A 19272-nucleotide genomic window follows, 5' to 3' on the forward strand; every position below is an offset into this window, starting at 1 on the left:
CCCGAAAGGGCGGGGAGCAGTCACTGGAAGTAATACTATCGAGAAGATAAAAATGTTAATTCGATTAAACATACCAAGTACCATCACCAATTAATCTTAAAATTTCCCAATGAATAAAATACACATAATCTCAGTGGTGCTAAATGCTCAATGAAGTTCTAAACAGCACTCGAAAAGTTGTCAACCCATATCAGGGCTAATCAAAGCTCAATCAATAATCTATTATGTTTCTTTCTCATACAATAGGTACTCCATCCTCCCCTGTTGATCAAGTGCCTCTATCACACAATTCCTTGACTTAGATTTTACATCATTTTAAAAAATTAATTTTTTATAATCGCCTTTTTCTGCCTATAACTTATTTTCCTTATCCATTAAATAGATAAATAGAAACAATCTATTCATTCGTTTTATTTAGAATGATCCTCACTCAATATTTAACATTTTAGTTACACAATGAAAACAATTAATTAATATTGATGGTTAAGCATTTAACTACCAAGCCCATTCTTACTCCACCGTGGCAAATCAATTATGAAAAAAATTATTACAATTTAATACAAATCAACGATAAATAATGATTGCCATGCTCAATTAATCGACTAAACAACTCAATATTTACGATCTAACAGTTGTAGTTTTAACGAATATTCGCTATAAAAATTGCGATAGAAAAAGTACAAACATAAAAATTATTAATATATTTGAGATTTCATTATGACTTCAAACCACATTTCGACAAAAAAACCATTTAAATTTGGCCTAGGATGGCAAATTTTAGTCGCACTGATTTTAGGTGTTATCGTAGGCGCTTTTTTGCATGAAAGCGTAGAATATAAAGATTGGTTAATCGTTAATGTTCTATCACCCGCGGGTAAAATATTTATACAATTAATTAAAATGATCGTTGTTCCGATTGTTATTTCAACATTAATTGTCGGTATCGCGGGGGTAGGAAATACGAAACAACTTGGGTCGCTCGGGTTTAAAACCATCCTCTATTTTGAAATTATCACCACTATTGCAATCGTTGTCGGGATAAGCTTCGCCAATATCTTCCAACCTGGTGTTGGTATTGACATGTCACAGTTGACACAAGTTGATATCTCCCAATATGAAAAAACCACCCAAGAAGTTGAAAGCCACCCTTCGGGTATTATCAATACCATTTTAACCATGGTGCCGAGCAATATTTTTGCCTCTATGGCCAGTGGGGAAATGCTACCCGTCATTTTCTTTGCCGTCCTGTTTGGTTTGGGCCTCTCCTCATTACCTAAAGAGAAGAAGCAACCATTATTAGACGTTTTGCAAACCTTTTCTGAAACCATGTTCCGCGTCACTAATATGATCATGTTGTATGCCCCTATCGGGGTTTTTGCACTGATCTCCGTGACTGTCGCCAACTTTGGTTTTACCTCTTTAGTACCACTACTAAAATTAGTGATTCTGGTTCACTGTGCAATTTTGTTCTTTGCCATTGTGGTACTTGGCATTGTCGCTCGTTATTGCAAAATTAATATTTTTACCTTAATGAAAATTTTAAAAGACGAGCTACTTTTAGCCTACTCCACCGCAAGCTCTGAAACCGTGCTTCCACGTATCATGGATAAAATGGAAAAATACGGTGCACCTAAATCAGTAACCAGTTTCGTTATACCAATTGGCTACTCATTTAACCTTGATGGCTCAACACTCTACCAAAGTATTGCCGCCATCTTTATTGCTCAGCTCTATGGAATTGAACTGTCTATTGGCCAGGAGCTTATCCTTGTATTTACCTTAATGATCACCTCTAAAGGTATTGCAGGCGTACCTGGTGTCTCCTTCGTCGTTCTCTTAGCCACTTTAGGCAGTGTCGGTATTCCACTGGAGGGTTTAGCCTTTATTGCTGGGGTTGACCGTATTCTCGATATGGCTCGAACTGCACTAAACGTTGTCGGTAATGCCCTCGCAGCCTTGGTAATTGCCAAGTGGGAACATAATTATGATGAAGAAAAAGCACGTGAGTATGAGCAAACCTTTTAACGGTTGATAATCCACAATCCCTTTCCACACACCGAGCAACGACTCGGTGTGTTTTTATCTATTTCCTAAAAATTATAATCTAACATCGATTGAGATCTTATTAATATATTGATTAAATTTCATCTTAGATTATTAATGTAAAACCGTGATAAACAACACAATTTTTAATAACAGCGAGTAAGTATATTTACTTTACTGACTAGGCATGTTAAAAAATCAGCTTATTCAAATTATAATATAAATATATTCTATTATTTGTTTTCTAACTTACTGTTTTATTAACATATCGCTGTTAATTTGAATTATTCAATCCGGTTTAGTATGGCACGTTAAATAACGATCTATTTATATCGTTTTAACTGTGGCAGAAATTAATTTAAGCTATTTACCAATATTAATAATTAATAGCCATTTTTTCTTATTAAATCCGGAGTCGATATTATGTATAAAATACTTTTCTTAAGCTTAATTACAGCTTGCTATACCGGAAACCTAATGGCAACTGAGTATTTCGTTGATCCCACCTCGTCTGCCGCATTGTGGGTAGAAAAAAACAAGAGCGATCCCAGAGCACTGGCTATTCGGGCTAAAATAGCGTCTGTGCCTACGGCTATTTGGCTTTCTAAAATCCATGAAAATGAGACTGAATTAGCCCAGCAAATAACAAGTTATATTTCACAAGCTGATAAGCAAAAAACTCAGCTTATGTTTGTGTTATACGCTCTACCTAACCGCGATTGCTCAGGCCAAGCCTCCGCCAGCAACACTACTAATAGCCAAAAATATCGAACATGGATTAATCAATTAACAAAAACAATTTCAAACACTGAGCTTACCGTTATTTTAGAGCCTGACGCCTTAGCGGATATGAGTTGCCTAACACCATTGCAGCGCAAAGATAGAACAGATTTACTCAAATATGCTGTGACTCAATTTAAAATAAAAAGTCCTAATGCGCATGTATACCTTGATGCTGGCAATATGAAGTGGCAACCCGCAAAAACAATGGCAGAACAACTCATTGCAGCGGGAATAAAAGATGCCTCAGGTTTTTCACTCAATATTTCTAATTACTATGCGACCGAGCCCACTATAAAATATGGTGAAGACATTAATCGATTTTTAATGGCGCTGATAGGGATAAAATCCAATATGATTATTGATACCTCACGCAATGGTCATGGTGCACCAGCATTGCCAAATCAATGGTGCAATCCACTTGGCCGTAAGATAGGTGAAGGCCCAAAAGATATTTCAGCAACCGTTAAAACCGCTTGGATAAAGCCACCGGGGGAATCAGATGGCGACTTTTCTCCAACAGCTAATTGCCATGGCGGCCCTAAAGCAGGGGTTTTTAGCCCTGATTTAGCGATACGCCTGATTAAAGGGGAATAATAGATACAAGACCAAGGCGAGAAAGTCAGCGCAGGAGAAGTGCCGATAATAGGTTATGGGTATTGGCATTTTTCCGATAAATTATTTTGTGTCAATTTATCACTACGATAATTTAACTTAATGCTGTACCATGAGTGCCAATAAAAACAGTGGAGAATAGGGATAAAATATGGATGCTCTTTTCGAGGCCGTCGCTAGGTTTTTTGCTTTTTGTATTGAACTCTTGTTAAATCTTTTTCAGCTTTTCGGTATTAGAATTACAATATTACTCATTGCTTTTATTGGCCTATATTTTCATGGGTTTCAACTCAAATGGGTATTAGGCTATATCATTCTAGCTATCGTTTTATATAGCCCATTCATCTATCGGAAATTGAAACAAAGGCAATAACGCTATTTGAGTGAGCCTATTTGCTCTCTTTATCGTAAAGTTAACTCACTATCAATTATCTTTCGTTAAGCATAAAAAACGCTATGCTACGCGGCGTTAATCGCAGACAATAGGGGGATTGTATCGAAAATATCTATATTAATCCCCCAATAGCATGATATTTCAATAGTATTATGACTCTTCTTCGAACTCTTTTTTATTCAAGATCCTATAATATAGGCTAGATTCCCAATAAGATAAGCCCATCGGATAACCTGCATCAACATAGTCACATTCGCTATTAAAATTGATAGCAGAAAATAAATTTTCTGGGTCAGATGCTGCCCATTTAATTACCTCAATTGCCGTTTCTTTATCATCTGGTATTGCATCAATGCCCCGCCCCACCAGTAAACATCTTTGTATTTCATTTTCAACTGCTTGACGTAAATTATCCGCTCCTTCCGTCAGCATCATATCTAATTCAATCGTTTCTAATAGCAAAAATGGCTGTTTATGCTGCTCTAAAAATTCAAGGGCTTCTTTGATTTCTTTACTCGCATCATAACCATTTTCTAAAAATAACGGTTCAATTGAGGTAAAAAATTTCTTTAATCTTGCAAACCCGATATCAAAATCACTTGTCAACGCATAAAAAGGTGTTTTTTCCCCTTCTTCTTCATGATCGTACCCATGATATAGCAGTGACTCACATAATTTTGGGTTTCCAGACATCAATATACGATAGGTCATTGGTATTGCATATGACCATTCAGAAAGTCCATTCGCAATATCTGGTCGGTCATAATAAGAGCTTGGTTGATTAGATATACTGTAAAGGTAAGAGCGGTTTGCCATAAAATATCCTTTTATATAAAAATGCTTAAGCGAAATGACTCTAGCAATCTCAAAGTGATATAGCAATAACTAGGCCTAACTTTATTAGCCGATAATTATTTTTGAATATCATTAGAAATATTTTCAGGAATTATCTGATGATTTACTTATTTCCTACCGCAATACACTATTTTTCAGTGGAGAATAAATACGGTGATACGTATCGCTGATCACTTCTGAACTTTATAATCAATATACGTATTTTTTTAAAGGATCCTTTAAGGGCATCGATACAACTTACAGGCGCTCAGCTCATAAAAATAACAGAAAGTATAGGCGCTGTTTTCCCCGATAAAGCATCTTTTGACCCTAAACAAGCTTTTCAAATAGAAGAAAATGCAACGGTACAAACACCTCAAGGCAAATATTACGGTACAGTTTTATACGCTTTTATTGTGAACTCAACCCTAGAGATAGCTGCAACATTATTTGAGTTCGATGAGGCTCCTTATATCCAAGCAGCGCAACACAATGCCCAAATAACAATAAAGACCTTATCAGGATGATTTTGAGCAATTAACCAATAAATATAGCCATTACACTGATCTTCAAATTAATGTGGCTTGCGGATTTCGACGTAACAGCCCTGAATACTATTATCATATCGATACAATGAAGGTTTACGACTCAATGGGGGAGCTATTTGATCTTATTAACGATACTCAAAAAGCGATGAGTGTGATGGGCGGTTGTTCAATGACAGTCACAAAACTTTATAAAAGCAATATTTGGGAGGTACGTTCAACGGAAGGGGATATTGTCACCATAAGGTACTTAATAGGGTCATCACAGAATGCTTTTTACTTTATACTGACCATCTATATGATGACTGGCCTAATGATGCAGAAAGGCTATATTTATAAAATAGGCCAGCTTATCAATTAATATATCAGCCATTTTATGAATTGAATAACTAGCAATACTCTGTTAATTGGTAATCACTGGAAAATGATACGCGTAATACTAGTATGGTGGACATATAAAAATATTTAGTGTGTATTTGATAAAAAGTCCAGTTTATTCTTGTTTAAAGGGGTTATCAGTGGCTTTCACTACCATGTCATTACACTCCGCATAAATAAAAAATAATTTATCGGAATGCCTATATTAGGAATAAAGCTGCTTCTCTCAATGTGACTAAACGGACATAACAAGGCTTTTTATGAAATAGAATAGCCGATGCATTTTAAAATAGCCGCTTTTCATAAAGCGGCTATGGATAAGTAAAAATTACGGTTTTTCCGGCCACTCAATATTAGGTGCTAAAGAAGTATCAACACGATTTAGTAAAACGCGGTATTTTTTCCACGCTTGCAGCGCTGCGGCTTCTTCATCGGTTGCCAGTCCTGTATCGATGGAGTCTTGCAGATAAGTCAGCATATTATTTGCTTCATCCAGTCGTTGTGATTTCTCCTGTTCAGCCTGCGCGATTAATGCGGCTTTTTGGGCTTCTGTGTCAGTGACCCATTTTTTACCGTTCCACTTATCAAATTCTGTTTTTGGCTCTAAGAGTGTGAGTGTTTCAGGTAAATCGCCGATAAAATCGACTTCAACAGGCTGACGGGTCTCTGTGTTGTACGCTGTTTTCCCGCGATGATCAGCCACAATTTCCCATTTTGAGCCATCTTCACTACGCACAATGGCAAAACCTGTTTTGGTTGGTAGTTCAGGTGCGTCGGTATAAGCTCCCGCGGACACGCTGACATCAAAGTAAATATATTCCATATTTGCATTGAGATATTCACGAGTGGTCGGGTCTGCAATATACGTTTTAATCCAACCGGCTTTTGTTGCTAAACCATTTTGACCGATTTCTGCTTGTTCAATTTCTAAATTGTAGTTTTTCATTATGCTGCTCTCACGATATATAAAAATGCAATGTTACGGGGTCTTGTTTCTGCCGCAGTGCGGTTCGAACGCGAAGTATCAAAAATCAATAAGCGCGAACTGCCTTGATTACTAGCAGACTGACTTCCATTACCACTACCTAATTGAAAGGGGCCAGTTGCGGTGTTATTCAATGAATCTGTCGAAGTCGTTCCATATATTTTCTCCATGGCATCTAATTGATGACTCAATACAGTTCGATTTGCATCAATTCCACGACCAGCATCAAGACCTCGGATAAATTCACTACGTAGATCAGGTAATTTTCCAGATGGGTAAGCTTTAGCAAGCAAAGGGTAAGTCGTTTTATTAAATGCCTGACCGTTGCAGATTAAATATCCGGTAGGGGCCGTGGCTTGAGGCCAAGGGATAGGTGCTCCCACAGGGCAATCACTTAATTCAGATGATGAACCTGAAACTTTTAAATTTCCGTTGTGGTCTTTTGTTGTGTTTTTGTCAGTAAAGGCTTTCCATGCAACCGGATGAAATTGACTTTTATTATCACCATTCTTGTATGCCGTCCTACCGCATATACCTACATTTGTTACTAGCAACTGCGCCTGTGCGCTAGCTCCAGTTGGATCTTGCCATCCTCTGGCAGTTATGAGAGCACCATAATCATAAACAGAAGAGCCAATCCCATAATCTTTAAATGTTGTAATTCCAGCAGTAACACCGACAGGGAAATCATCGGCGATATTAACATTTGCGCCCCCCTTACCTACCCTCGCCTCCATCCTGCCACACTTCATAAAGCCGTGATAATTACTCCAGCCCTTTGGAACGTATCCATCACTGTCAAGCATCATATTGCCGGATTTTTTAGGTATATAAATCGAATTAATTAATTTACCAGACTTGTCTTTATAATGAAGAATTCCGAAGCTTGCGTATGATTCAGGTAGGGTCTCAAGCGTTAATCGATAACCGTCGGCCCTCTCAAAATTCGCACCAGCATAGTCACCTTCAGATACAACTCTCAGCGCACCCGTCGCCACCGGCATGAAGCTATTTAGCTTTCCATTTAACCCATTTTTTAGCGCCGTATTTGTCGCATAATCTCCCGCTGGGGCATAATTCCCCTTTGGTTGATACTTAGTATCAGACTCTGATTTTGAATAACTGTAGCCTGACGGGAGGTAATTACCTTTAGGTTGGAATCGAGTATCCGATTCAACTTTAGTGTAGCTTTCCCCTTTTAGTGCATAATTACCTTTAAGTTGAAATTTAGTGTCCGTATCTGTTTTAGTGTAATAGTTACCCAACCCCAAAAACACACCCAGCGTAGACCATGCAGCTTGCGATTTATCCGGTTGCTCCCCTTTCGTTTCTTTATTGGAAACATAGATAACCCCATTCCACTGAACGATGGCCGTTTTTGGGTAAGATAGCGTCGCATCCCACTCAGCGACGCCACGCTGCGTCAAATACATCAACCACTCATCAACACGCTTACCTATGGCGTTAAACCATTCCAATGGCGGCTTACCAGCAGTTCTGTCTAAAGTAATCCCCCACCCACGCAATACATCTGGGAATGTTTCAATTTCCCCCGTTTTCGCATCTTGCGCGAATATTTTTAAGTCTGGCTTTTTAATGACTGACATTCATTAACCTCGTGAATTTTCCATCGTTAAAACCAAATGCCGATTGATCCTCCGCCCAACCAAATGGGTGTGCATCGGTAATAACGAGATATTGATAATTAACACCTATAGGCCTCGATAAAATATCGAGATCTTTGATGGCATGGAACCGAAACGGTGTTAAATAATTGGCAGGGATAACCACATTCATCGACATATCATAATTGTCGATAATAAAGGCTTGCTCCCCCAATAAGTGACGTAAGGAATAGGTAATATTGGCGATATCGGGTTTTTGGTAATTTTTAATGATCTTGGCTTTGATAAAAAAGCGGTAATCATCATCACCCAATACCGATGATCCTTTGAGTGAATCACCATAACGATAAAAGGCCCCAATATTGAAGCCTAGCGCGCCTTCAATCCCCCGAAAGCCAAAATAGTCTTTCGGCACCAATGATTTCATGACCCGATGAATACCGACATGTTTGCCGATTAAATCGAGTCCATACCCCGTAGCAGTGTCGATATTTAAAATGGTCGATAACGTAATGACCGATTCAAAGAGTTGTTTTGTTTCAGAAAGCAAAAGCCCGACGGTTTGTCGGGCTTTAGGTTTTCCTCGGTACTGCCAAATCAAAAAGTCTTCGCGTGGTTTACTCAATCAGCACCTCCACATCTTCTGGCCTGATTTGTGCGCATTGGCGAACCCCTATTGAAACAGCATCGCGCCCATTTACGGTAATTGATTTAATGTAAAAGCCTTGTACTGCATTTACTTGGCAAGTTAAACGCATCGCATAAACCGATTCACCAATATCAAATTCAGTGGCGGCTAACGCGGCTTTAATGGCATCGGTATCGATATCATGGAAGCCCCCCACTCGTTCAAGTAGTAATTTGACTTTAACATTCACCAAAGCGGCGCGATCAAAATAGACGGTTCGCGGTGCGCCAGCATACGTTTGTGTATTACTGATACGCCCAAATACCCCACACCCGCCCACTTTCTTACTTAAAATCGTTCGCCCAATATCATTATCATGGCCACCAATAACAACGGCATTTAATGTGTGCGGTGGAATGCCTTTTTCATCCGTTTGATTGGTGTAGTTTTCGTAGACCTTAGCTTGTTTTACATCCGGTAAATCAAGCAGAGCGCCTTCTAATCCTTGATAATCATCATGATTATTGATGGCATGCGAACGCATAAAGCGTAATAACAAATTGCCATCCGTTTCCTCAAAAGCGCCCTCTTTTGCCGCTTTTGTGGTTGTGATGCTATCAACCCCAATGGTCACCGTGTCCATGGTTAAGGGGCGATTTGCTGGCAACGAAAAAGCGCCAAGCTCCTGACTTCGTAGATCCACTCTTGCGGAGCCGTTACTCCCTAACGTGACATCCGCCAATGTGACCCACTTGGTGCGATTATCATCAGACAATAAGCTTCCTTTATGTACGGTAACGCCCTGTTTACCTGTGATCACCACCTCATTGAGATAACTGTAATCGGCCCCTCGGCGAACAATGCCGGCATACATTGCGCGTTGTTCTAGCCATGACCCAATGGCCTTATAGGGGTCAAGCATCTGCGCTATCAGGGCAATTGCTTGATTAATATTATCTATCTCTTGAGAAAATAAACCGATCATTTGGCCGTCAGGACTATCGGCATCGAGATTAATATCATCCCCATAAATGCGTTTAAATCCTTCCGTTAAGCGTTGGTGAACGTCAGTCAGCTTATCAATCACTATGCCCGTTTCAGTAATTTGGAGCATCTGTCATTACCTCTTTTTTATGGCCGTAAATATCAATATAAGTGACTGATATCGCCATCAACCTTGTATCAGGATTGAGTTGAATATCAAATTCGGTAATTTGCTCAACCCCTTGCGTATTTAATACACTCGCTTTTATTTCAGCCTCCATCGCTATCAAATTAGGGTTTTTGCGTAAATAATCGAACCATTTAATGCCATGTTCGCGATTAAGAAACCAATCCTGTTTCAATGACAATAGGCGAGTTAGCACCGATTGTGCGATAGCTTCCGAGCGAATGTTGTAATCTGCTCTCCCTCGCCCAAAACACCAATCATGGTTATCATCAAGCCGACGTACTTTCATTAGTTAGGACCTCCTGTATTGCCTCCTCCCGTTTGCACTCCGCTGTGCGTGTGGGTATCGCCAATATTTTTGCCATTATGTTTAAGTGTGCCGCCGGATGATTCACTATTACCATTCACTGAATGGTTACCTTTAATCAACGCATTACCTGTTAACTGATAATTACCTTGGTGTTCAATATCGCCTTTAATCATGATCTTTCCCGACTGCATACGAATAAACGTCGAGCCATCATCCGTTTGTAGCGATAGTGAATCACTCGAATAATTAGGAATTTTATTGGGTTGACTACTACCTTGAGGTAAAAAGAAGGCATCGGATAGGTCATGAAAACGGTGATCAAGCGGTTGCGACTGTTTACCGGAAACATACCAGCCGTCAATGCAACGCTCGGCAAAAATCACCAGCCCCTCATCCACCTCACGTACAGGCACTGTGACACAGAAACCACCTCCCCGATAAAATCCAACCGGAACATCAACTAACGGCGGCAACGCAATCACTTTTCCCTCTTTAGTGACATGGCTGATCATTAATTCAACCGTCGCACTATGCCCATTGCAAGACAGTAATTTACCAGGCAACGCAGTATGAATATCGTAGCGCTGGTTCTGAGCGTGTTGATTCATCACATCAAGAAGTGTTGGCTGTTTCATTGTTTCACCTTATCAAACGTACCATCAACACAAACGAGCCTGCTATACCAATCCCTCTCCATAAAATCGCCCGTATGACTTAGCTCCGTAATTTTATAGTCACCATTAAATTCAGATGTAATGGATTGAAGCCGAATGAGGGCACCAATTTTTAATGTAGGATGACATAAACAGGTTATCGTCAAGCCATCTTCACTTTTTTCGGGTTTACCAATTAGCCCCGTTTCTTGCGATAAAACAAAACTTTCGTTATCCGTTATCACCTTTTGTTTTGGCAATAACATGAGTTGCCCATCCTGAATAGACCAATCTGACTGGTTATTTTTCGCGATTTTATGCAGTAATTCCCTTGCATCACCAAACATCACTTTTGCACGCGGAAGTTGACGATCATTTGGCAACTCTATAACACCAATATCAATATCCATCGCCTGCGCATTTTCTGTTAAAATATCACGATCGCGATTACCCGAAGATAATGTTTTATTAACTAATGTACAGGTATAAGCCTTAAACCCATCGCCACAAATTAATTCACAAATAATATCTTCCGCACTTTCAGTTACCTTAATCTCAATAATATCCCCTGCATAAATTAGTTGCAGCTCTTCATAACCAACCGAAAGTGCTGCCCGATTAAATACCTTGCTGGTTAATAAGTTTCGATGTGACGCATTAAGGTTGTAAATACGGATAACAGCAGGGTTAGGCTCTGGTGTTAATGTTTTTTTGATATCAAACGTGACGCGTAATTGTGTTATTTCGAAAGATTCATCATCATTACCAATAACAAGCTTAAGTTGTCTGCCTAATTGTTTCATACCAAAATCCTTTATCAACAATATAGAGCAAAAGCCTTTCACCTAATTCACTTTGTGATATTGAATTAATATCAAAACGTGATTTATCACTTAACGTCAAAATAAAGGGGAGATTTTTCTCTATTAATGAAGGAGCATTAACAGCTAATCCTTGCATTTGTGTAATAACTTTATTCTCATTGGTGTCGAATAAATCAAACTGCCAATTTTTTGAAATTTTGTTGTAGTACAAAGTTAACTTTAAGGCCTTACCAAATAAGGTAAATAATTGCTCTTGGATCGGCTCGTTAGATACGGGTATTTCATAAATCATGAACGTCCCCCTAATGCTTCACGGAAAGTATGGGCAGATTTGGCCTCAGGCTGAGTTCTTCCCATATTACTTTTTTGAGGTTGTTGTTTTAAATCAGGGTGTAATCCTTTTGCCGTCTGACTCTCGACAATAAACACTTCCTCTAAATTTAAACTAAATTCAACCGCCCCAGGCTTATCCTGTGTCGCGCCAATACTGGTTAACATCATATTCTTGTACAAACGAAGCCCTGTTTGTACATCAATCGGCTCCCCCATTTTTTGTATTGCCAATAATGATTCATAAGCACGACCAGCACGATCTAATGTCTGCGAACTATCAGCAAAAGGTTTCAATACATCCGGATACCAAGGTGCAATCACCTTCTGCACTTTATTGGCTAACACCCGTCCTATCGTTATATATTGCCCCAGCATCGCTTCCGCTTGCCGTATTGATGACGATATTTCTAACGGCAGAGGGTATTCCCCCATAGCCTCGGTATCGAACCCTAAAAAATCATTAAAATATTTCGCAGGTTCATAGCCCACTACCGTTCCCGTAATACTCAGTGATTTCGGCTCAAGAAATGCGTGATCAGCAATATCAGCCCCCGATTCAACGGGGTTTTTTGTGATCCTTAATGCAGAGGTATGAGTCTCGCGGATCGTACAATCAAGTTCAAACTGACCAATCGTTCTTGTAATAACAGACGCTCGACCAGTAAATATTCCGCTTGTAATATCCATAATCTATTGCCTAAATAAAAAAGGCCACATTAAGTGACCTTATCAGTTGAATTGAACCCAACTCATTCTTTAAAACGGCGGGTTAATCAGCATTCGCACTCTTTAAGGAATGGTATGCAATCTCATTAACATATTGATTGATCCCCTCTACCGCCAATACACCCGCTTGTCGGCTATCCATGGTATGAATATCTTGTTTCACATTAACATCCCCTTGGTTAACAACAATGCTCTTATGATTGCTAGTTGTGACATTAGATAAATTGGGATCAGCTAGGTTTTGCTTAATTAAGCCGCCAGCAAGATTTGAGATTTGTACTAATTTTTTTTCACTTTGATATTTATCGTCAATAATACCCAGTGCTTTTAATATTGAAATAATACCCGATGTCAACTCATCAAGCTTTTGGTTTACCCAATTAAATGCCAACTCGAAAGGCTTTTTAATTAATTCAGTCACCCCATTAAACGTATTCGCAAGATCATGAATAAACTTGCCAATATCGGTATCACTGAGATCAAAAAGATTTCTAATAAATTCCCATCCCGCTTTAAATGGTGCGGTTAAGAACTCCTGAATTGCGGCAAATGCTAAATTAAGTTTTTCCGTCCATGACGTTGAATCGTCGGTGAATATTTCATATAACGATTGTATCAAATCAAACGCTGACTGAAATGGCGCCAATAGGTAATCGATAATCGCAAAAAATACTGTACTTAAACCATCAATAAAGGTTTTTGCAACACTCAATACCCATTCAAAAGCCATTTTCGCTGCATTTTTAATGACATCCCAAGCCTGAATAACCCCTTGGATAAGCACTTGCCATAATGCTAAAAATGCCGTGGCAAAACCATGAAAGTAGTGTTCAAATCCTGCCCAAATCTCCTTCAATCCCTCGGTCATGCCCTCCCATGCTTCCCCCATCATCGCCGTATTACCACTGAATAAGCCAAAGAGTAGCTTTAAGGCATTACCTATATATTTAAAGAAGCCACGGAAAATCATCACAGCACTATCGATAGTGAGCGCCCATGCTTGAGCAATGCCATCGAAAATCAGTTTATTTTCAGCATAAAAAGTATTCCACCAAGCTAATACTGACTGTATCCATTCAATGGCTGGCGCCCAAAACTCACTAAATTGTGACTCACCACCGTCTAGATAAGCTATGAGATCCCCGAGCAGCACCATCAGTCCAGCCACCGCAGCCGCAACCCACATGACAGGGTTCGCGGCAAAGGCTATTAAAGCGGCTTTTTTAAAGGCCGCTAACACTGCTATAACGCCAATGATTGCAGCTTTCCAACCTATGGTTTTTTCGACTAAGAGATTAATGGCACGACCCGCATTCCCTATCGCTTGTATGCCTTTACTCCCCCACACGACCAGCTGAGTTAATCCCTCTGATATCAGTGCCTTATTCGCATCTAGCCATTCATTAAAGCGATTAATCACCTCCGTTAAGTTAGGGAGTAGCCCTAGTACGAGTTTCGTTTTTATTGACTCTATTGATAAGCTAGTTTTCTTCGTGACTGATTGATATTCATCAGCTTGCTGTAATTCTTTCTCAGAAATGGTAAATAACACACTTTTTTCCTGAGAGAGCTCTCTCGCCCCTGCTACCGCGCCACCAATAAAGCTAAAGAATTTATTCGACATAAAATCAATAGCCGTCACGAGACCAGAAACCACTGCTTTCAAATTATCAATCGTTAAACCCGCATTACTTAATTTCTCACCTAATTGGCCAATAACTGTTGCCGTTGAAGTCGCCGCCGCGCCGAGGGCAGTGACGACACCTTTTAGTTTAACCACTTGCTCTTCATTAAGACCGATAATGGTTAGAAGTTGTTCGATTCCCATCTTCTGCCCTCTGCTGAGACAACAAACGCTCGACATAGGCCTCATGAAAATCAAGCACATCGCCGAGCGTTGCTGTCGTTCTAAGATCATGACCGGTATATTTGCCTTCCATAATGGGCAGCATTTTTAACCAATCTACATCTGTTATGCCGTCAGATTGACCAAACTGGGCATATTTACCTTGGATGCGACTCCATCGGGCAAAAAATCAGCAAAATGAAAAACTAGGCCATTAACAATAAGTGGATAATAATGGGAACGATAAGTATTAAAATGGGTATTAAACACATCCACTTTATCAAGCTGAATAACATTGCCATCGGCATCTTTTGCTATCACCCATTTTAAGATGAATTTTTCGACACCTTGCATTTCTGTGGAGCCAATATTGGCAAGTACGCCCCCCACATCGATATCAACCTGTTCACCATTCATTGCAATGCAACCTTTTAGCATCCCCAATAGCTTCATGGCATGGGTTTTCGCTTCGATAAAGTTGCTATGACGATGCTCATAAGTGATGTTATCTTTTTCCATCAGTTAAAGGCTCCTTTACCCAATTTAGTGATCACACGCTCAAATTGGATCACCCATGACTGCGCATTATGGCCAGCCCCACGAGTTTGCGTCGGCGGTGTTGTGAAAAAGCCAACATGCCCCACAATCTCATCACCGTTCCACGTATCCTTGATATACAATTCAAGCGGCGCGGGAGCAGATTGGCTGCTGAGCATTTGATTACGTAGATTCGATAAAAAATGATTATCTGCAGAGTGTTGCAGTAACTTCAGTGTTAATATTCCCGACTGGTTACCACTAAAAACATAAACCCCACGCCCATTAGCGCCGAACGTCCAAGCGCCATCATCGCCTACAGGAGCAATTGATAGCGCATCTGCAGATTCATCAAAGGCTGTGATTTCATAACCATTGATACTAACCATAAGACTTTTGTGATTATAAACAGACATAGTGACCTCTTAGCGGTTGAATTGAATTAATAAATCTGCTGAATGACCCGCTCCCGCGAGCTTGATTGCACACATAATCGGCATCATTTTGCGTGCTTCTCGATCCGCTTGTGACTGAACATCAAAGCTATCCGAGTAAAAATAGAAACCTTCATCTAAGCGGTCACCAAAAGTCACCTCGCCAATATCACTGCCACGCCAGATCCCCCCTGCTAAGAAGCCATTGCGTTTAAATTCGTTGCCAATGACAATCAAGGAGCCAATTAGCATCGCTTGGCCTTTATCGGTTTGAGGAATTTTTGTAGGGCTTGCTTGTAAAGTCGTGAAGGCTTGTTTTTGGCACGCATCGATAAACGCATCCAGCCCCATCACTTCATCAATAAATGTGCCGCCGAGCATCGTGCCTTCAGCTAACATATTGATACCGTCATAATCGGTATAAAAATTGATCCCCAAACGACGGCATTTTTGTGCCGCATCTTGAGTCACGCGATCGTCAGAGCGTACCGACGTTTGTTGCTTAAATTTGACAGTTTTTGCGGTGTTCTGTCCTTGCCAAACCGTTGAAACAGCAATCGCCAACAACTCAGCACCGGCATGGTTATCTCCCGTTTTGTTGAATTGCACCATCAACCGACCACTGTTTTTATCAAACAGCTTTTTCAGTATGTTACTGTTGTTCCACTCAATCTGCTCATCACGCGTCGCGGTATAGGCCATAACTTTTAAGTCAGCCGCGGTCACCCATGCATGAGCATCATCAAGCTGTTCATCGGTGAGAGAGTCTGCGAAATAGACGCCATACCAGTTTTGATAGACATTTTGTAGTTTATGCAAGGCTTCGGAAGGTAGCTCAGCATTAACAGTTTGTGCGGCGGCTCCCACCGTTAGCGTAGCTTGGCATTCTTCCAATTTGAGTAAATTACCCACATAAGTACCGCTAGTGGATGGCTTCACATAACCGAAACGCGTTTTTGCATCTACTCCTGCCGTTTTCGATTGAATGATCATGCGCTTACCGATGGCATCCCACACCGCTTGTACGTTGGCATCACTAGGTAGCTTTTGATTAATAACTTCTGCAATGTCTGAAAAATCAATAGCTTTACTAAAGTCGAGGGCCGACAGTAAAATATCAGAGCCCGCAAGGTTCAAAGTCATTGCACCATCAGTAATCGCCTTTAATACATTCAGTCCAACAGAAATCGTTGAGCCTTTTAGCGCATTCGCGGTTGCGGCAATTGTCTGTTTCTCTTTCGCAAAACGCGCGATCATCGCACGCTTCAATTTAGGGCGCGCAGAAAACAGTGCTTGTGCTGCTTTATAGGTTGCCGATTTTGTACCAAATAAATTAGCAACATCTTGTTCATTAGAAACAAATACATAACGCGAAGATGCATCAACAAACGCATTGCCCATTTCAGACGTAAAAATCGCAATCATACTTAGATCACGACGTTGTACGGCTGCCGCTTGGGGTAAAATTTGTGCATTAATGATCTCTTTAATAGATAAACTCATAATGGTTCCTTTAGCGTGGTTATAACGACCGATTCACCATAAGTCAGTGATGATTCGATACGATGAATATGTGATAGTGTTAAATTGAGCTGTGCTCTTTGTTGCTTTCCTTCAGGCTCCTCCTCGGGGAAATATTGAATTTCTGATCCGTGAACTAATCCCGCCCCCATGGCTTTAAGTTGTTGCAAAGCAAGGTATGTGTGCATTTGCGCGGCTAAATCTTCAATCAATAAGAATGCCTGCTTACCTTGTGCGGTAATCGAAACCGTGGTTTCCCGTGTCGTCGTCACCACTTCTCTACTGTTTTCTGCTTCGAATTTAACTTCCGTACCGATAGAATGAGATACCAATGGCGTGACAGTGATAAAGTCATCCCATTTCGATACATCGGTATAAACACTGCCATCAAGAACGCGTTCTTCCGGTAGTCGTGTGAGCAGCACGATAATTTGGCGCAATTTATCTAGGTTGAGCCGTGAAAGCGTTGTTGTTTCCATGTGAATTCCCAATAATTAGGCATAGACAATCTTCCGCGCTATCGGTGATAGTCGGTTGTTTTATCTGCTATTCAATTAGTTAAAGATGTAATAAACGCTTACTTGAAAAAGAGGGCATGGCGTTGTTGTTCAATCACTCTGATGGCTTGCTTATCTAAATTACATTGTTCGATAATAGTTAATAATGTTTCATTCAGTAGAAGCGAATCACCCCAAGTTAATTCGAGAGGAATAATCGGAGGTAAACAATCATCGAGTAAATAAGCTGGGATCGCCATTTGCGGCTGTGGAACGTATTCTTTCTGAATGTTTGTGCAACTGGACAGTAGCATCACTAGGCACACGATGAGTGGCACAAATAGTGTCAGAAAGCCTCTTTTTAATAACTTCTTTGGTTTGTTCAGAACTAAGATCCACCTCATTTCGTTGGTTAAGATGATTTTTGGTAATTTTATTGAGTTGTGCTGAAAATTTTAAATACCCATTAAATAAAGCCTGTTGCGCTGCCATTTGATGATTCAGTGACATATATTGGCGATTTAACTTGTCATAATCACGCATTACCCACCACAACCAAAAAGCCAGGATCAGGCTGGTCGCCGTAAATACCTTGGTTAGCGATGTCATAGAGGATAAGCGCGGTATGACAATTGAAAATGTGGTCCGTCTTTAAAATTAACCCAGTCACCTCCCCATTCAATTTCCACGTTTAATTCCGCCGCGGCCTTTTTCATTGCTCGAGCAACCAGCTCGAACTTAGACCAATCATTCCATGGAATTTGACGGTGAATTAATGGAGCGCAGTCGACGGCATGCCCTGTTAGGTGCCGACTATTCATCGTTTGACTTTGTCCATTAGCCACTAATTGCCGTTGGCGAGCTTCATTGCGTTTTCCTTCAATAACCATGAAATCAACACGGCTCAATTTGATCGCTCGGCGCACCACTTTGACTAAATCAGGATGCACACCCCGTAAGTTTTGTTCACTACGCTGGCTAAGAAAAAATTGATTCATCATTAAACTCCAAATCGATTTTTAATAAATTGGATGATCATCTCAAAGATGCCATAGAGTTTTTTTGTTCCTAAAAAACCGATCACAACACCACAAAATTCGGCTAATAAGCTCCAAGACTCGGTATTGCCATTTTGTGCTAACCACCATTCAATAAACCGGATTGTGCCCACACTCAGCAAACCACACATCAACGCTTCCAATAAAGATTGTTTCCAAAGCATCCCTTCGCGTCGTTCACGAATATAGGCAATCGTTGTTGCAATAGAAAATCCGCCAATAAGCGGAAGATAATATTGTAGCCAACGCAAAATTGGCTCCCACCATTCATATTTGTCAGGCATAAATCTATTCACTTTATATAAGTGTTCTAATAAAAGTTTCTTTTACCATGATAACTTTATTGAACCATACTGAATAATTAATAAGCATTATTTTAAATAAAAGGCATATAACAAAGAGATAAAGTTTTCATTCAGTAAAATACTCTTTTCATAAACATAGTTTCATTAATCAGTAAAAAATATTAGTCCTATTCATTAAGGATTCATTCATAATTGACCTGATTGAAAACGCTCAGTATTAACAGATTAAT

22 protein-coding genes are annotated in these 19272 nt (G+C 40.0%); 3 read left to right on the top strand and 19 right to left on the bottom strand.

From position 1 onward, the window contains the following. Positions 1-717: 717 nt before the first annotated feature. Both gltP and PR675_RS19585 read left to right on the top strand, forming a co-directional pair. Positions 718-2025, top strand: coding sequence for a glutamate/aspartate:proton symporter GltP (gltP, locus tag PR675_RS19580; protein ID WP_004920976.1), 1308 nt, complete (start codon positions 718-720; stop codon positions 2023-2025). A 441-nt stretch (positions 2026-2466) separates the two neighbouring features. Further along, positions 2467-3420: a glycoside hydrolase family 6 protein gene (locus PR675_RS19585; RefSeq protein ID WP_060561103.1), complete on the top strand. Its 954-nt coding sequence runs from the start codon at positions 2467-2469 to the stop codon at positions 3418-3420. A 562-nt stretch (positions 3421-3982) separates the two neighbouring features. Here PR675_RS19585 and PR675_RS19590 read toward each other — a convergent pair. After that, positions 3983-4648 carry a DUF7822 domain-containing protein gene (locus PR675_RS19590; RefSeq protein WP_060561104.1) on the bottom strand — a complete coding sequence of 222 codons (666 nt, stop codon included), beginning with the start codon at positions 4646-4648 and terminating at the stop codon, positions 3983-3985. A 669-nt stretch (positions 4649-5317) separates the two neighbouring features. Here PR675_RS19590 and PR675_RS19595 point away from each other — a divergent pair. After that, on the top strand, positions 5318-5572 hold the full coding sequence (locus PR675_RS19595) for a hypothetical protein (protein WP_060561105.1): 255 nt from the start codon (positions 5318-5320) through the stop codon (positions 5570-5572). 345 nt (positions 5573-5917) lie between these two features. Here the strand turns inward: PR675_RS19595 and PR675_RS19600 are convergent, their stop codons facing one another. The 18 genes from PR675_RS19600 to PR675_RS19680 form a co-directional block, all read right to left on the bottom strand. Continuing rightward, a complete protein-coding gene (locus tag PR675_RS19600) occupies positions 5918-6535 on the bottom strand; it encodes a tail fiber assembly protein (RefSeq protein WP_060561106.1) in 618 nt (205 codons plus the stop codon). Next, complete coding sequence (locus PR675_RS19605; protein WP_060561107.1) at positions 6535-8181, bottom strand: tail fiber protein; 1647 nt, start codon at positions 8179-8181, stop codon at positions 6535-6537. The genes PR675_RS19600 and PR675_RS19605 overlap by 1 nt, the downstream gene beginning before the upstream one ends. Further along, on the bottom strand, positions 8168-8824 hold the full coding sequence (locus PR675_RS19610) for a DUF2612 domain-containing protein (protein ID WP_272582902.1): 657 nt from the start codon (positions 8822-8824) through the stop codon (positions 8168-8170). Before PR675_RS19610 ends, PR675_RS19605 begins: the two co-directional genes overlap by 14 nt. Then, positions 8817-9941 (bottom strand): baseplate J/gp47 family protein, encoded by a 1125-nt coding sequence (locus tag PR675_RS19615; RefSeq protein WP_004920993.1) that lies wholly within the window; start codon positions 9939-9941, stop codon positions 8817-8819. Before PR675_RS19615 ends, PR675_RS19610 begins: the two co-directional genes overlap by 8 nt. Further along, positions 9925-10287: a hypothetical protein gene (locus PR675_RS19620; RefSeq protein ID WP_004920995.1), complete on the bottom strand. Its 363-nt coding sequence runs from the start codon at positions 10285-10287 to the stop codon at positions 9925-9927. Before PR675_RS19620 ends, PR675_RS19615 begins: the two co-directional genes overlap by 17 nt. Further along, a complete protein-coding gene (locus PR675_RS19625; RefSeq protein WP_060561109.1) occupies positions 10287-10943 on the bottom strand; it encodes a Gp138 family membrane-puncturing spike protein in 657 nt (218 codons plus the stop codon). Before PR675_RS19625 ends, PR675_RS19620 begins: the two co-directional genes overlap by 1 nt. Next, positions 10940-11764 (bottom strand): phage protein, encoded by an 825-nt coding sequence (locus PR675_RS19630; protein ID WP_060561110.1) that lies wholly within the window; start codon positions 11762-11764, stop codon positions 10940-10942. The genes PR675_RS19625 and PR675_RS19630 overlap by 4 nt, the downstream gene beginning before the upstream one ends. Then, positions 11739-12077 carry a phage baseplate plug family protein gene (locus PR675_RS19635; protein ID WP_272582903.1) on the bottom strand — a complete coding sequence of 113 codons (339 nt, stop codon included), beginning with the start codon at positions 12075-12077 and terminating at the stop codon, positions 11739-11741. Before PR675_RS19635 ends, PR675_RS19630 begins: the two co-directional genes overlap by 26 nt. After that, on the bottom strand, positions 12074-12805 hold the full coding sequence (locus PR675_RS19640; protein ID WP_060561111.1) for a phage baseplate protein: 732 nt from the start codon (positions 12803-12805) through the stop codon (positions 12074-12076). The genes PR675_RS19635 and PR675_RS19640 overlap by 4 nt, the downstream gene beginning before the upstream one ends. 82 nt (positions 12806-12887) lie before the next feature. Next, positions 12888-14672, bottom strand: a complete 1785-nt coding sequence (locus tag PR675_RS19645; RefSeq protein ID WP_060561112.1) for a hypothetical protein — start codon at positions 14670-14672, stop codon at positions 12888-12890. Between the two features lie 144 nt (positions 14673-14816). Continuing rightward, positions 14817-15209, bottom strand: a complete 393-nt coding sequence (locus PR675_RS19650; protein ID WP_014656233.1) for a phage tail assembly chaperone — start codon at positions 15207-15209, stop codon at positions 14817-14819. Further along, positions 15209-15643 (bottom strand): phage protein, encoded by a 435-nt coding sequence (locus PR675_RS19655; protein ID WP_004921015.1) that lies wholly within the window; start codon positions 15641-15643, stop codon positions 15209-15211. Before PR675_RS19655 ends, PR675_RS19650 begins: the two co-directional genes overlap by 1 nt. A 9-nt stretch (positions 15644-15652) precedes the next feature. After that, a complete protein-coding gene (locus PR675_RS19660) occupies positions 15653-17164 on the bottom strand; it encodes a DUF3383 domain-containing protein (protein WP_060561113.1) in 1512 nt (503 codons plus the stop codon). Further along, the gene (locus PR675_RS19665; RefSeq protein ID WP_014656235.1) at positions 17161-17661 is read right to left on the bottom strand and encodes a phage neck terminator protein; all 501 of its coding nucleotides are present in this window, start codon (positions 17659-17661) and stop codon (positions 17161-17163) included. The genes PR675_RS19660 and PR675_RS19665 overlap by 4 nt, the downstream gene beginning before the upstream one ends. Positions 17662-17759: 98 nt before the next feature. Beyond that, complete coding sequence (gene lysC, locus PR675_RS21065) at positions 17760-17993, bottom strand: Rz1-like lysis system protein LysC (protein ID WP_282551551.1); 234 nt, start codon at positions 17991-17993, stop codon at positions 17760-17762. Beyond that, a complete protein-coding gene (locus tag PR675_RS19670) occupies positions 17911-18222 on the bottom strand; it encodes a hypothetical protein (protein ID WP_014656237.1) in 312 nt (103 codons plus the stop codon). The genes lysC and PR675_RS19670 overlap by 83 nt, the downstream gene beginning before the upstream one ends. 62 nt (positions 18223-18284) lie before the next feature. Beyond that, positions 18285-18680: a M15 family metallopeptidase gene (locus PR675_RS19675; protein WP_004921025.1), complete on the bottom strand. Its 396-nt coding sequence runs from the start codon at positions 18678-18680 to the stop codon at positions 18285-18287. Then, complete coding sequence (locus tag PR675_RS19680) at positions 18680-19021, bottom strand: phage holin family protein (protein ID WP_014656238.1); 342 nt, start codon at positions 19019-19021, stop codon at positions 18680-18682. The genes PR675_RS19675 and PR675_RS19680 overlap by 1 nt, the downstream gene beginning before the upstream one ends. Positions 19022-19272: the final 251 nt, after the last annotated feature.

Origin of the sequence: Providencia sp. PROV261 (genome assembly GCF_028477945.1) — a bacterium.
GTDB lineage: Bacteria > Pseudomonadota > Gammaproteobacteria > Enterobacterales > Enterobacteriaceae > Providencia > Providencia stuartii.

Excerpts from the sequence above, each read along its gene's own strand:
- gltP (WP_004920976.1), top strand. The coding sequence starts at position 718 with ATGACTTCAAACCACATTTCGACAAAAAAACCATTTAAATTTGGCCTA.
- PR675_RS19585 (WP_060561103.1), top strand. The coding sequence starts at position 2,467 with ATGTATAAAATACTTTTCTTAAGCTTAATTACAGCTTGCTATACCGGA.
- PR675_RS19590 (WP_060561104.1), bottom strand. The coding sequence starts at position 4,648 with ATGGCAAACCGCTCTTACCTTTACAGTATATCTAATCAACCAAGCTCT.
- PR675_RS19595 (WP_060561105.1), top strand. The coding sequence starts at position 5,318 with ATGGGGGAGCTATTTGATCTTATTAACGATACTCAAAAAGCGATGAGT.
- PR675_RS19600 (WP_060561106.1), bottom strand. The coding sequence starts at position 6,535 with ATGAAAAACTACAATTTAGAAATTGAACAAGCAGAAATCGGTCAAAAT.
- PR675_RS19605 (WP_060561107.1), bottom strand. The coding sequence starts at position 8,181 with ATGTCAGTCATTAAAAAGCCAGACTTAAAAATATTCGCGCAAGATGCG.
- PR675_RS19615 (WP_004920993.1), bottom strand. The coding sequence starts at position 9,941 with ATGCTCCAAATTACTGAAACGGGCATAGTGATTGATAAGCTGACTGAC.
- PR675_RS19620 (WP_004920995.1), bottom strand. The coding sequence starts at position 10,287 with ATGAAAGTACGTCGGCTTGATGATAACCATGATTGGTGTTTTGGGCGA.
- PR675_RS19625 (WP_060561109.1), bottom strand. The coding sequence starts at position 10,943 with ATGAAACAGCCAACACTTCTTGATGTGATGAATCAACACGCTCAGAAC.
- PR675_RS19630 (WP_060561110.1), bottom strand. The coding sequence starts at position 11,764 with ATGAAACAATTAGGCAGACAACTTAAGCTTGTTATTGGTAATGATGAT.
- PR675_RS19635 (WP_272582903.1), bottom strand. The coding sequence starts at position 12,077 with ATGATTTATGAAATACCCGTATCTAACGAGCCGATCCAAGAGCAATTA.
- PR675_RS19640 (WP_060561111.1), bottom strand. The coding sequence starts at position 12,805 with ATGGATATTACAAGCGGAATATTTACTGGTCGAGCGTCTGTTATTACA.
- PR675_RS19645 (WP_060561112.1), bottom strand. The coding sequence starts at position 14,672 with ATGGGAATCGAACAACTTCTAACCATTATCGGTCTTAATGAAGAGCAA.
- PR675_RS19650 (WP_014656233.1), bottom strand. The coding sequence starts at position 15,209 with ATGGAAAAAGATAACATCACTTATGAGCATCGTCATAGCAACTTTATC.
- PR675_RS19655 (WP_004921015.1), bottom strand. The coding sequence starts at position 15,643 with ATGTCTGTTTATAATCACAAAAGTCTTATGGTTAGTATCAATGGTTAT.
- PR675_RS19660 (WP_060561113.1), bottom strand. The coding sequence starts at position 17,164 with ATGAGTTTATCTATTAAAGAGATCATTAATGCACAAATTTTACCCCAA.
- PR675_RS19665 (WP_014656235.1), bottom strand. The coding sequence starts at position 17,661 with ATGGAAACAACAACGCTTTCACGGCTCAACCTAGATAAATTGCGCCAA.
- lysC (WP_282551551.1), bottom strand. The coding sequence starts at position 17,993 with ATGCTACTGTCCAGTTGCACAAACATTCAGAAAGAATACGTTCCACAG.
- PR675_RS19670 (WP_014656237.1), bottom strand. The coding sequence starts at position 18,222 with ATGCGTGATTATGACAAGTTAAATCGCCAATATATGTCACTGAATCAT.
- PR675_RS19675 (WP_004921025.1), bottom strand. The coding sequence starts at position 18,680 with ATGATGAATCAATTTTTTCTTAGCCAGCGTAGTGAACAAAACTTACGG.
- PR675_RS19680 (WP_014656238.1), bottom strand. The coding sequence starts at position 19,021 with ATGCCTGACAAATATGAATGGTGGGAGCCAATTTTGCGTTGGCTACAA.